7 protein-coding genes and 2 pseudogenes are annotated in these 13,527 nt (G+C 41.7%); 3 read left to right on the forward strand and 6 right to left on the reverse strand.

Features of this window, described 5'->3' with window-relative positions:
- Position 1: 1 nt before the first annotated feature.
- The 5 genes and pseudogenes from JCM15124_RS01320 to JCM15124_RS01345 form a co-directional block, all read right to left on the reverse strand.
- Positions 2-1,279 carry an adenylosuccinate synthase gene (locus JCM15124_RS01320; protein WP_024997979.1) on the reverse strand — a complete coding sequence of 426 codons (1,278 nt, stop codon included), beginning with the start codon at positions 1,277-1,279 and terminating at the stop codon, positions 2-4.
- Positions 1,266-1,762 (reverse strand): annotated as a pseudogene (locus JCM15124_RS12800) (Fur family transcriptional regulator). The gene JCM15124_RS01320 and the pseudogene JCM15124_RS12800 overlap by 14 nt, the downstream one beginning before the upstream one ends.
- 447 nt (positions 1,763-2,209) lie before the next feature.
- Positions 2,210-2,827, reverse strand: coding sequence for a DNA alkylation repair protein (locus tag JCM15124_RS01335; RefSeq protein WP_024997980.1), 618 nt, complete (start codon positions 2,825-2,827; stop codon positions 2,210-2,212).
- Positions 2,824-4,792, reverse strand: a pseudogene (locus JCM15124_RS12805) (dipeptidyl-peptidase 3 family protein). The gene JCM15124_RS01335 and the pseudogene JCM15124_RS12805 overlap by 4 nt, the downstream one beginning before the upstream one ends.
- A 13-nt stretch (positions 4,793-4,805) precedes the next feature.
- Positions 4,806-5,267 (reverse strand): helix-turn-helix domain-containing protein, encoded by a 462-nt coding sequence (locus JCM15124_RS01345; RefSeq protein ID WP_024997981.1) that lies wholly within the window; start codon positions 5,265-5,267, stop codon positions 4,806-4,808.
- A 654-nt stretch (positions 5,268-5,921) separates the two neighbouring features.
- Here JCM15124_RS01345 and JCM15124_RS01350 point away from each other — a divergent pair.
- Positions 5,922-7,679, forward strand: a complete 1,758-nt coding sequence (locus tag JCM15124_RS01350; protein WP_024997982.1) for a helix-turn-helix domain-containing protein — start codon at positions 5,922-5,924, stop codon at positions 7,677-7,679.
- A 10-nt stretch (positions 7,680-7,689) separates the two neighbouring features.
- On the opposite strand, the gene JCM15124_RS16355 is transcribed toward JCM15124_RS01350, so the two are convergent.
- Positions 7,690-7,905: a hypothetical protein gene (locus JCM15124_RS16355; protein WP_232220049.1), complete on the reverse strand. Its 216-nt coding sequence runs from the start codon at positions 7,903-7,905 to the stop codon at positions 7,690-7,692.
- Positions 7,906-8,347: 442 nt separating this feature from the next.
- Between JCM15124_RS16355 and JCM15124_RS01355 the strand changes: the two genes are divergently transcribed.
- Together JCM15124_RS01355 and JCM15124_RS12810 are read left to right on the forward strand one after the other, a co-directional pair.
- Positions 8,348-9,928 (forward strand): T9SS type A sorting domain-containing protein, encoded by a 1,581-nt coding sequence (locus JCM15124_RS01355; RefSeq protein ID WP_024997983.1) that lies wholly within the window; start codon positions 8,348-8,350, stop codon positions 9,926-9,928.
- A gap of 762 nt (positions 9,929-10,690) precedes the next feature.
- The gene (locus tag JCM15124_RS12810; RefSeq protein ID WP_232220045.1) at positions 10,691-13,153 is read left to right on the forward strand and encodes a hypothetical protein; all 2,463 of its coding nucleotides are present in this window, start codon (positions 10,691-10,693) and stop codon (positions 13,151-13,153) included.
- Positions 13,154-13,527: the final 374 nt, after the last annotated feature.

Here is a 13,527-nt window from a genome sequence, read left to right on the forward strand (position 1 = left end):
GTTATTTTCTTATTATAGTTTGTTCTCGGTCCGGACCTATTGAGATAACACCTATTCGTGTTTCCAAGAAGTCTTCAAGGAACTTCACATAATCGCTGAATTCTTTCGGGAATTGTGCTTCGTCGGTGAGTTGTGTCATATCTGTATGCCAACCTTTCAGCTCTTTGTAAATTGGCTTCACGTTACTAATATCGTATGGCAACTCTTCGGTTGTTTCGCCGTTCGGCAGTTCGTAGCCAACACAAACCTTAATTGTGTCGAACGTATCGAGCACGTCGCTCTTCATCATGATGAGTTCTGTTACACCATTCACCATTATCGAATAGCGCAGTTGCACCAAGTCTATCCAGCCACAACGGCGTTTTCTGCCTGTAACGGCACCGTATTCGTGTCCTAAGTCGCACAGTTTTTCGCCTGTTTCATCGAAGAGTTCGGTTGGGAAAGGCCCTGAACCAACTCGGGTACAGTAGGCTTTCATAATGCCAAACACATTGCCTATCTTGTTAGGTCCTATGCCCAGACCCGTACAAGCACCTGCGGAAATGGTGTTCGATGAAGTAACAAAAGGATAAGAACCGAAGTCTATGTCGAGCATCGTGCCTTGTGCGCCTTCGCAAAGAATGCGTTTGCCTGCACGAAGTGTATGGTTTATTTCGTGTTCCGAATCAACAAAGCGGAAGTTCTTCATATATTCCACGCCCTCCAACCATTGCTTTTCGGTTTCCTCAAAGCCGTCAAAGTCTGTCCAACCCATTGAGTTCAACTGTTTAAGGTGGCGTTCCTTGTGCTTCTGATATTTGCTTTCAAAGTCGTTCAGTATATCGCCTACACGCAAACCGTTCCTGCTTGTCTTGTCTGTATAGGTAGGACCGATGCCTTTACCGGTAGTTCCCACCAGCTCTTTTCCCTTTGCAGCTTCGCTTGCCTTATCCAATATTCTGTGTGTAGGCATAATAAGGTGTGCCTTTTTGGAAATGTAAAGCCGTTCAAAGAGCGGGTGTCCCGATGCCGCCAAGTCTTCTGCTTCTTTCATAAACAAGTCCGGCGCAAGCACAACTCCATTGCCAATGATGTTTATCTTTCCACCTTGGAAGATGCCGGAGGGGATAGAGCGCAGCACATACTTCTCTCCTTCAAACTCTAAAGTATGCCCTGCATTGGGTCCTCCCTGAAAGCGTGCCACAACATCGTAGTGCGGTGTAAGCACATCGACTATCTTTCCCTTTCCTTCGTCGCCCCACTGTAATCCCAATAGGACATCAACTTTACCTGTTTCCATTCGTCTTTATCTTGTTTTTTACTTTGTTACGTTCGCGTGAGAGTTTTGCCTGACAACGTGAACAGACGCCATATATATATAAGGAGAAGCCATCTTTGCGAAAACGCGTAAACTTTGTTTCGGCAATAGCTCCGTTATCGGTGTCGATTCTATCTCCGTTACAACTCCACAAACGGTACATATCTGATGTATATGGTCGTCATTATTATAGCAAGCCTCGTATTTGGTTTGCCCTATAAAACGATGACGCACAACCAAGCGCAGCTCTATGAAGAGCCGCATTGTATTATAAAGTGTGGCACGCGATACTCTGAAGCTCTCTTCCAACATCTTTTCGCCCAATTCTTCTAGCGAAAAATGCCCTTGCATATCATAAACCGCATCAAGAATGGCAAATCTTTCCGTGGTCTTTCTGTGATTATTCATCTCAAGATAGCCATCGAGTATGTTCCTAACTTTTTCTTTGACTATATCTTTAGTCACGATTCACTGATTAAATTTCCACAAAGTTAAGGTTTTTTTCCGAACAAATATAAATAAGGGAAATAAAAAAAAAGTTAAAGATAAAGGCAAGATGGAAGAATAGAAACTTTATGAAGGCTTATCATTCGGTTTAAACCTCCGGAATGGAAAAGGCTTTCCAATCGCTATGCTGCTGCTCGTTCGTTCCTTATTTCAAGAATGCAAAGAAAGCCGCAAAAGTGCAAATGTTTTTCACGGACGCAACTATTGTATAACCATCTTGTTATCAACGCATTGCAAAACCTATTGTTTTGCGTTTCAAAAGCGGCTGTTTTGCACGGTAAAACCTACGGTTTCGCAACGCCAAAACGCAATTGTCGGTTTTCAAGAGAATTATCTTTACAGAAAAGAGGCACCGACTTGTTGATACAGCCGATACCTCTTTATGGTGTTGCAATATTTATTTGCTTACAATATATCGAACTTCTTCAATGCCTTTTTGGCTATGGTTTCGTATTCGTCGCCTAAATCGCAGAAGCGCATTACGCAGCGATAAGCGGCTTGTTTTGCAGCCAAATCGTTACCATCGAGGGCTGTTTCCGCTTGGTCGAGGAACTCATTCATACCTCGTTCGTTGGGTTCTTTACCGTCAGAAAACAGACAAGCCAACGTCTGAAAGCCACACGTTTGGTACAAACTCTTATCGGACGCAAGGCATTGATAAGCCAACGATGGAGCAAAGTCTAAATATCGAAGCAGATTGAACGAAAGAAGTTCTGCGATTTCCTGCGTCGGTATTTGTTCCAACCAGATGTCTGCAATTTCCGGCAACATTTTCTCGGCCGGCATTATGTAGGTTGCAAGTATCTTACACTCGCGGCTGTTCTCTTTCCAAAGTGCAATCGCCAAGTCGTAATCCTTGCCATATTCTTTTGCTATTTTCCGCAGATTAACTAAGTCTATTCCCCAATTTACTTTGTATTCTGCCCCTTTCTCACGCATCGACTGAGCAGTAACACCATTCATGAACAAGCGAAACGATTGCTTTATCTGCTTTAGTTTATCGTGCGTTTCTTCTGTCATCATAAACTATAGTCTTTTGAATATCTCATCATTTGGTCTGTGTAGGTCTCGTTATAATCCAACTTTACATCAACTATTTGGTTATCAGAGCCATACTTTAAACTCATTACAGGATTTATAAAACCTTTGTAAGGGGCTATATTCAATCGTTCATAGCGTTGCAGAACTTCGGTATGAAGCGTCTTGTCTACCTTTATGGCGTAGCCTTCTACCAGTTCCCGCGCCTTATCGAAATCGCCCATGCCCTTTATTCGTTGTATTTCTGCAAGCTGTTGAGCAAATATCCGGCGCAACGCTGTATAGTCGTTGATGCGCACAAAGGTCTTTAGCTCGTTCGTCACACTATCGGACAGCTTCACAAACTCTATTACATTCTCCTCCTTACCCAATTCGTATGCCCACCATGCTATTAAGGCACGGTTCTGCATGTGCGATTCTTCTATCTGTTTATCGGGTTTGATGCGAGCTAACTGCGTCATCAAGCCATTCATTATATAGCTGTAATATTGCGCTTTGAAGGCTTCTTCCGATTGCAACAGCCCCAATTCCAACAGCTTTTTGTCTGCCATATAGTAAAGCCCGAACAAGTCTGCCCTTGCCTCTTCTATGGTATTGCCATAATTCTTGAGCGAATCGGGGTCGGTTTCGGGAAGCAATTTGCCGCTACCATGCCCCAAACATTCGTGCAAATCCGTATGCAGTTCATCGGTTAAGTTGCCATAGGTATCTATCAACTCACGTGTTTGCGCATCAATAACAAACTCTTCTATGAACATTGCCTTTTGCTGCCATATCGTAAGCATGCGTAAGATTGGATATGGTAACACTTTTTGAACCATATTCTGCCCTTATCCAATCGGCATTGGGCAGATTTATGCCAATAGCCGACGCAGGATATTCGTCGCCTCCAAGCATTGCCGCACAAACAACATTGGCAGTTACTCCCTTCACCACTTCTTTCTTGAAACGCTTATCCACAGGAGAATGGTTCTCAAACCACTGTGCGTTAGCCGAAATAGTTTGCGTTCGCTTTGTCGCTTCCAAGTTCTTGTAGTGCACTATGCCCTCCCATGAGCCTTTTAAGCCAAGCGCATCGCCATAAACTTCGATAAATCCGTTGATGAAATCCACTTGTCCGTTACATTCGGTAACCCATTTAATGGAGTATTTGTCAAAGTCTGCAAGGTCGCCCGAGGTATAATAAGCGATAAGTAAACGTATTATTTCTTTCTGGTCATCATTCTCACAATAGGCAATTGCCTTGTTCAGCCAATGGATAATCTGCTCTATGGTTTTGCCATAACGTCCGTTCAGCTTCCAAACAACTTCTTCGAGCGTGTCCCCGCGCTTCACTAAAGTAGAGTTCAAACCAAACGACAACCGCTTATCGTCGGCAGTTTCTTTCTTCTCCGCATAGAAACGCTCCACCTCTTTTTGGCTGACACCCTCGTAATAATTGTTTGCCGATGTTTTTATTACGTCTGCTCCCTCTGCCTTGTTTACCCGTTTGGGCATACATACAGGGTTGAATATTACTTCGCTTAATGTATTTATATGGTCTGTAAGAGATTCTTCTGCGCCAAGACCTAACTTTTCTTTGCCAACCGAACCCAACGCTTCGGCGAAATAACTGCGCGAGAAAGCGGGCACAAACTTGTCCATTGCATAATGATGATGGATACCACCGGCAAACCAAACTTTTTTCAAGTACAGTTCCAAAGCTTTAAAATCGTCGCTATCCTGCTTGTATCTTTCTGTAACGATACATTCTAAAGCCTTTCTTATCGGCAAGTTGTACTTACCGAACTGATGGAAAGTGATGTCGCGTCCCCACAAAGTAGCTTGTGCAAGACAGTATATATAGAGTTTTTTCTTTAGGGTAAGGTCTTCAAATCCATCTAAACGATAGCGCAACATCTGTATGTCGGCAAATCGTTCAGATGAATATCTAAAAGAATCTTCATTCATTTGCATTGTCGTTTTATTCACTTTTACTTGCTTCGCCCTTGCCGGCAGCGTCCTTGTTTGCCGACTTCCGAGCGTTCAATTTGTACTCACGGGGTGTCATTCCGTTTATACGATAGAAAGAAGCATAGAACGACTGGCGATTAGCAAAGCCGACCATATCGCTAACATCTTCCATATTCAAGTCCTTGTACTTTTCCGATGAAAGAATATTCATAGCCTCTTCTATTCTGAATTTATTTACAAATGAAGTATAGTTCATATTGAACTTTACGTTCACCACAGCAGAGATGTATCTTGTGTTGGTATTCAAATCTTCCGCAAGTTGCTTTGCAGAATAGCTCTTATCCCGATACTTCTGTTGAAAGAGTATTACATTGAGAATTTGATCCTTCAACTCTTCCATTAACCTTTGACTTACAAGACCGCGATAGGCAGCCGTTTTCGCCTTCTTTTCTGTTATATTATACTTTCCCATAATAGTTAAGCTTTAGATAAGTTACTGCTCAAATTGTTTCTTTTGCAAATATAAATATTTTTTTTTACAAAGTCAATTATTAATCAAACTTTTTTCTAAAATATACTAATTCATAAGTTAAAAAGAGATAAACGAAGCATTTAGGTCTCACAATAACCGATTTTCCGGTAATTAAAAAGAAAGAAAAGTAACTTCATTTTAAACACGGAAAAGAGGCACTGAAAGTGTAAATATTCTTCGCAAGGCTACCTTTTGATTAACTACCTATCTATCAAAGCGTTGTAAAACCTATTGTTTTGCATTGCGAAAGCGGCTGTTTTGCACGGTAAAAGCGTAGGTTTTACATCGCAAAAGAGCCGCTTTCGCAATCCTAAATCGAAATTACCGTTTCCTCTTAGAATTACTTTTACAAAACTGCCTTGCAACTATAACGATACAAAACCAACAAAATCTCCTCGCACAAGCAATTCCAAGTGAGGGGATTTCCGTTAGTTCGTTCTTCCCTGTAAAAGGAAAAAAGAGTTTATTGCTACATCGTTTTCCGTCCATATACGCCGGAAATGCCTTATTTTACCTTATAAAACTTGCTGCATATAAAAAATATTTATAATATTGCAGTAGAATAAGAACATCTAACAAAATAATAGTTAATACATGAAGAAAAAAGCACTGACAGCTGTTTGCCTATTGATAGCATTGATTGCTAATGCGCAAAACTTCTCGTCAGATATAAACAGGAAAAACAAAGGCTTGGGTGCAAAGCCCGGTACGGACGCCTATCGGCACTCAAGCGCAGGCGGACAGAAAAGCAACAACAACAATCCGTTGATAGATTTTAAAACATATTCTAACGATTTTCTGCTCAAAGAGGCGTCTGCCTATATATACAAAAAGAATTATATGGACAGTGCGCTGATGTGTTACAGCATTATTTACAAGCGATATGCAGAGAATAAGGAAACTGTAAGCGACACAATGCTGACGAAAACGCTCAACGGCTTGTGGTACATTTACTTCTTTCATTATTACGATTACATAAAATCGAACGAGATATTGAAGGAAAGTCTGAATGTCTGCAAAGAAAGAAAGCTGAACAGTGCTTGGGTTTATCTGGATTTCGGATTTATGTATCAGATGATTGCCGAACAGAGTATGGAAAAGAGTTTGTACCGTAAAGCATTCGAGTATTACAAATCAGCTTTCCATGAAGCACGGAAATACAAGGACTGGGGAATTATGCTGAATGCTTTTGGCAACATCGTGATGGTTTCAACCGAATTGCAGGGTTTGCGTTCCATTCATTCAGAGGTGGCTGCCTTCAAGCAAATTCCTAAGGATTTTAATGCTTTGGAATATGAATATGACTCCTTGCTCTATTCCGGCGTCATGGCTTTGGAAAGGAATGATATAGAAACGGCTTTGAAATGCTTCAAGAAACAGCTGCTGTTGTTCAAGAACTTCGCTCTTGATTACGCCCGTTATGCCTATTTGGCACATATCAATCTGGCGAAAGGTTACAACCTACAAGGCAACTACGAGAAAGCTTTGCAGGAATTGAAGATAGGAGTACGCATCAGTGCAGACTTTGAAACGAAGGATACAAAGCTGGAGGCTTACAAGCTTTTACACGAAACTTACACCAAGATTGGCGATGCACGGCAAGCAACAACCTATCAGAATAAATATGTATTGCTGAAAGATTCGCTGCTGAACTATCGGCTTATTGCGGGCATCAATGAAATGGAATTCGAGAATAAGATGAAAGATGTAGAGCTTCATCTGAAACAATTAGAGCATCAAAAGGAAATTCAGAGGATTGTTATTTTCCTGTTTATGATTATCGGAGGCATCGTTGCCGTCTCATTACTTTTGATAACTTCCAAGAATAAAAAGCTAAACCAATCTAATCAAGCCCTTTTCCGGAAAAACATAGAGCTTTTTCAGTCGGAAGAGAAAGAACGTTTGCGCAGACAAGAACTTGAGGAACAGATTGCGGAAAACAAGCAGGAGAGGAAGTATAAATCCAGTAATCTCAGCGACCGGCGCAAGGAGGAGTTGCTTCAGAAGGTGCTTACGCTGATGGATAACGACGATTGTATTTATCTTTGCGACTTCTCGGCAAACCAGTTGGCAGCAAAGGTCGGGGTAAACTATAAATATATTTCTCAAGTTATCAACGAAATGATGCATTGCAGCTTCTCCAATCTGCTGAACAAGTACAGAATTAAGGAAGCCTGCAAGCGGATTGAAGACAAGGAACGATATAGCGGTTTCACTTTGGAAGCTATCGGAAACAGCGTCGGATTTAAGTCGCGCTCATCATTCATAGCGGCATTCAAGCAGATAACCGGCTTAACACCGTTCGACTTTCAGAGAAATATTGATGCAAAAGCAAAGGTGATTTCAAAATAAGAAAGTAGGTTCAGCACGCCATCTCGCAGATGTTTTCAAGCAAGTTCACCAATGAAACAGTGAGAGATTTTCGGTTCAATTTTGTAAAGATAATTCTGTTAAAAAGTGATATAATCGCTTTGACGTTGCGAAACCGTAGGTTTTGCAATGCAAAACCTACGGTTTTACCGTGCAAAACAGCCGCTTTTGGAACGCAAAACAATAGGTTTTGCAATGCACTGATGATGAGATAGTTAAGCGATAGATATTGTTGCGAAAAATATTTACGTTTTTATTGCCTTATTTTCGTTCTTTTCTCGTTCCTCGAAAAGTGCGTTTTCTCGCCATGGCAATGCTCAAATAAATTTGGCATTGTCCATTTGGCTGAACGAAAACGTTCATAAATAACGTGAGTTCGGTATAGGAATTTGAGGACGAAAATACTTCACCTCTTTTTAATATAAGCACATTAAATCATAGCCAACTCTTTTTTAAAAGTATCTTATAAATAACATACCGGCGTAATTCTTATATAGAACTCACGCTAAAGCAAAGGAAAAGCGTTCCGATTTTGTCTGAATTCAAGAATTCAAACAAACCAAACCCCTGAATAACTTGTTTTTTTCGGCAATAGTTTCTAACTTTGTGGAAAACAATCTGATAATATTTACCTCAAAAAGTACAGAATTATGAAACATCTATCTTTTTACATTTCGTTGATTAGTGCAGCGTTTGCTGTGCAAGTTTCTGCTCAAACTCAGACAGAAAGCAATCCGCAAGTTATTTTTACAGGAACGTCTGTGAACGTAAAAGGCATATCCAACAACGGCAGATACATCTGTGGAGCTCGCATGTATACAGAGGCTTATCGCTTCGATATAGAGAAAAAGGAGCTTATAACCATACCTGCTGCCGACTCCTATTCGGATATGGCGGCTTTAGATGTTATGGACGACGGCACCTTGGTCGGCAAGAACGACAAGAAAGAACCCGGCATCTATCGCGACAGCGAAGTAGGTTGGGAATCACTGCCCTACCCTAATGGAGATTGGAAAGAAGGTTCTTGTACGCAATGTACAGGTGATGGGAAATATATTACAGGATATATTATGGGAAAAGGAGATGCCACCAGCCCTTACAAGACATTCCCCGCTTTATGGGAAAAACAGGAAGATGACAATTATAAATATGTGGGATTGCCCAATCCTCAAACAGATTTCTTGGGCGGAAAAACACAATTCGTTTCTCCTCGTACCATATCGCCGGACGGTAAGACCATCATCGGCGTTATGATGGAACAACGCGGTTTCTATTCTCAACCTATCGTCTACCATAAGAAAGATAACGGTGAATGGGAATATGAAACACCTTTCGTTGCCCTATCTTATAATATGGACGTTTATAAAACGTGGATGGATAAAGAGCCTCAAATGAAAGATTACATTACTGCCCACCCGGGCGAAAGTGGTTATATCGAACAAGTAAAAACCTACCAGAGAGCCTATGCCAAATGGCAATTTGAATTTTTCAAAGCTTGGAAGAAAGGTCCGGAGTTTACTTCTGTACCTGTTATAATGAGCGAAAACGGAAAATTCCTTGCACCAACCACAGTTATAAATGAATATTCCTACACCGAAGGAGCTACCGACATCGAACTTGTTTCACAGTTGGTTTACCCTTGCCGTTACAATACTGCTACGAAAGAAGTGGAAATCATAAAGACAGTTCCCGACTTTGTGCCTGTGGCTGTTTCCAATTATGGCGACATGCTATCGTCTGATGGCGAAAAGATATTCCTTTTACTACACGAGAACAACGAAAAAATCGAACTTAGCGAATGGCTTAATAAGAAGTACGGCTTTAATCTATACGATAAACTGCCTTCAAATACAGAATATTTAGATTGCCAGACAGTTGGTGGAAGCCTCGATTTGATAGTAGCTTCTTATCGCTCAGTGCTTGAAAATGGAGATTTAGATAAAAAAGAAGTGTTCTGCATAAAGCTCCCTATCGTCAATAATATTATGCAAACACTCAACACGCCTTCTTCAGCTACCATATATATTAAGGACAATATGCTGATGCTGACTTCTTCTGAAAAGGTTGAAAAGGTAAGCATTTACGACTTGGCCGGTGGGAAAGTCTTTGAATCTGCATCAAACCAAGATTGCTATGATATAAGCAGCCTGCCTAAGGGAGTTTATATTGTGGCAGCGAAAGTCAATGGGCAGACCGTCAAGGCTAAAGTTTACAAGGAAAGCGGAATATAAACTTAAAAGTGTATCAACTATGAGGAAATTATTTTCTATACTCTTTTCTTTCTCTGCACTTCTGTTATCGGCACAGCCACAGGCAATGCTGAAGAAAGAAAAGATTGAAACCTACCGCATAAAGTTCCAACAATCTCCCGACGGCACACCAATAAAGACGGAGGAGAAAAAGAACTTGGAACGTTATTTCTACGATTATCAAGGTCGTTTGGCACAAAGCAGCAAATATAATTACACACAAGATGGCAAGTTGCAACCTCCGCTAAACACAGTTTATGTTTATGATGCACAGTCGCGTTTGCTTTCCGATAGTACAGATAGAGTAAAATCCTGCTACTTCTATAACGCAAACGGAATGTTGGATTATTCTACCCAATACAACTACAAATCCAATCTGCCTCGCCGCATAGACTCTGTCGTATGCGCGTACGACCAGTCAAACCGATTGGCTTCCATTACCCATTATAAAAATAAGGGTGAAAAGAATACCGAGGAACAATATACTTATGACGACAAAGGCAGAACTGCATCAATAACCTATTTATCGTACAGCAATGGAGCAAGCACACCCAAAAAGCAACGTCAGACCATCTTCGCCTATAATGCCGATGACCTGTTAAGCGAAACAAAGCTTATCAGATTTACTTCGACGAGCGAAGAACTGCAAGAAAGAAAAGTGTTCGCTTATGATGAACAGAAACGTCTGCTGTGTGATACATTATATAAAAAGGTTACCGACCGAATGGGTCTTCCAATTTCAGTTTGTATCAGAAACACGACTATATTTACACACTTACAGATACCATTCCCTCTGAAGTGGACGAATACAGGTTCAATACCACCTCGCAACAGTTCTTGCAAACATACAAGTTTGCTTATCTGAATTATCTATACAAACAGGAAAGAACACCGCAAGCAAGCATAACAGCTCAGGAAGGAACACCCGGGGATATAGTATTTCAAGTAACTCCTCCTGCAGATGCCACAGGCTTGCAAGGTTATATGGTGCTTGCAGATTATACTTTGCAAGACGAACTGTTTACCGATGTACGTTTCACATTGCACAACCAGCCGCGTGGTATCCACTACTATCGCGTAGTTCCCGTCTACGAACAGGGAACAATGGGCAACTGCAGCGAGCTTCTCACGCATACAATCAAGATAAACTTGCCTGCTCCTACCAAGCCGGAACTGGTTTATAAAGAGTATTATACTAAATGGAATGTCAAGTTTAAGTTCTCTGCACCTCAATACCAAGGTCTTACACTAAAAGGTTATAGGTGGGCTGTATCGGGCAATGGGCACCAAACAACAGGTAAAACAGACTCCCCAAATCAGCTTTTTGGAACTTTCACTTATTACAACAAGGAAAAAGTAAAGGTTGAACTCTATGCTGTTTACGAAGAAGGTGAATCCGACCCATTGACATTTGAGATTGATTTAACTGATGTTACTGATATGATTACCGAGCATTGGAGAAATCAATACTCTACAGTTAAAGACGAGACCGGCAACATTAAACAAACCAACAAGTTCTATTATACAAGCGACTCGATGGGCGAAACGTTTTCTTTCAGTGTCGGTTACGATTCTTCGGGGCAACCGAAAGAGCGCACAACAACAACCTTACGCAAGTATTCTTCCAAGATCGAATCGGAAGAGATTGACCTCTACGACCCGACAAAAAAGAACTGGGAAGGACACCGGAAGATACTTTATACTTACAACTCTGCAAGCTCTTTATCCGGCAAGCAGGTTCTTGTCTTCAACAAAGACCAACAAACCTTCATCAAAGACAAAGCAGAATACTATTTCATGGACCCCAAAGTTTCTTATCAATATCCAATTGAAACAACTGCCTACACATTCGATACACAGGGCGACTCCACCGTTACAGCTTTCACAAACAGCACGTTAGAATTTACCGGCAAGTATCTTTCTCACCAGATAGACAGCGTCTACGCATCGTTAGATACAACTCTTCCGGCAGTCGCATGTATAGAAAAGACTTTTGACGATAAGGGAAAGATAAAGACGTCGGTAGAATCTCGCCGCATAAATGGAAAGCTCACGCCTCATCAGCGCATACAGTACGACTACTCTGCGGATACCGAACTTCCGACACGCATCACCCATTCAGCTTTCCGCAACAACGATTGGCAAACCGATTCTATTGAAGATTTCGTTGCGTCGAAGGAGTATCACTTCACCCACATGGCAAAATCGCTGACACTGACAAAAGACTCTTTGCGTTGGAAAGCACCGGACCGCATTCAAGACCTCACCGGTTATAAGGTATTGGTAAACGGCATCGAGACTGCCTTTGCAGACACCTGTTGCTGGTCGGCTATGTCTCTTCCCAATGGCGTCTATACCTTCCAAGTCGTACCTGTGTATAACGACAGGGAAGCCGGCATCTCTGAAACACTCAAAATCAGATACAAGAACAGAACCATTCTTGCCGATGTTGCAGCTTTGCGCAAAGCCAAGCCAAACGTAGATTACCCCTACACCCTGACGGGCGAAGTTCTTGTTACAGGCCAGGCCGGTGCAAACCCCGCTTACACCTTCTTCGAAGACGAGACAAGCGGCATTGCGTTAGACACAAAGGAGCTTGCAGGCTATGGCATCAAGGTTGGCGACAAGATTGGCAAACTTAAAGGAAAGTTAGTGAAAGAAGCAAACGGCTTACTGCTCTTTAAGCCCACATACCTTTCTATTCTTTCTTCCGGAAATGCCGTTACAGCCAAACCGTCAGACTTCAAGACGCTCTTGGAGAACACCGAAACGCTCGAAGCACGTTTCATCGGCTTGGAAGGCATCACCTTCAAGCAAGGCGACGCAGGCACAATGCTTATAAGCGATGCCGACAAGGAACTTCCTATTCTCATTCCGAACGACACCGACGAACAGCCGGTTGCCGGTGCTAAGGGAAACGTTGAAGGTTTCCTGAGCCGTTCGGGCGAAGGTTTCATCTTCTTACCAACACGCATCTTCAACGTTACGGGCATTCAAGCAATCAGCGAAAACGAATATCCCGTTGTTATCAATGGTCAATTGGTGCTGAAACAGGCGCAGGAAATTCGTGTCTACGATTTACAAGGAAGCCTTCTGAGCGTTACGAATACGAACCATATAGACCTGTCGGCAATGCCTAAAGGCACCATCTTGTTGCAAGTCTACTACAAAAACGGTTCAAAGCAAGCCTTTAAAATCCTACATTAATAAGTAATAACGGTTATTCGCACTCTCATCTATGTCTTGACTGACATACGATGAGAGTGCTTTTTATAATTTGGTAGACTGGCAATTTCAGCCTACCAAATTGTCCATTACGCCTATTCTTCTATCGCTCTATATGTTCAGCGTATAGCCTGCTATACGTTGAACGTCTATCATCGAGACACTTGACCGTCCGTTATCGAATATCCGAATAGTCTACATTGGACAAGCGCGTCCAATATTATAAGTATTATAGGAATGGATAATGACCTCTTATAGAAGAACCTATGGCACAAGAGAAAGTCGCTGTTCCTGCAACTTCTTTATGACGGAAAATACAGAGAAAATAGGAAAATGAGCCTTGTGGAGAAACCTAA

This window comes from Prevotella falsenii DSM 22864 = JCM 15124 (genome assembly GCF_000613945.1).
Lineage (GTDB): Bacteria > Bacteroidota > Bacteroidia > Bacteroidales > Bacteroidaceae > Prevotella > Prevotella falsenii.

Coding starts and splice junctions, on each gene's coding strand:
- JCM15124_RS01320 (WP_024997979.1), bottom strand. CDS start 1,279: ATGGAAACAGGTAAAGTTGATGTCCTATTGGGATTACAGTGGGGCGAC.
- JCM15124_RS01335 (WP_024997980.1), bottom strand. CDS start 2,827: ATGATGACAGAAGAAACGCACGATAAACTAAAGCAGATAAAGCAATCG.
- JCM15124_RS01345 (WP_024997981.1), bottom strand. CDS start 5,267: ATGGGAAAGTATAATATAACAGAAAAGAAGGCGAAAACGGCTGCCTAT.
- JCM15124_RS01350 (WP_024997982.1), top strand. CDS start 5,922: ATGAAGAAAAAAGCACTGACAGCTGTTTGCCTATTGATAGCATTGATT.
- JCM15124_RS01355 (WP_024997983.1), top strand. CDS start 8,348: ATGAAACATCTATCTTTTTACATTTCGTTGATTAGTGCAGCGTTTGCT.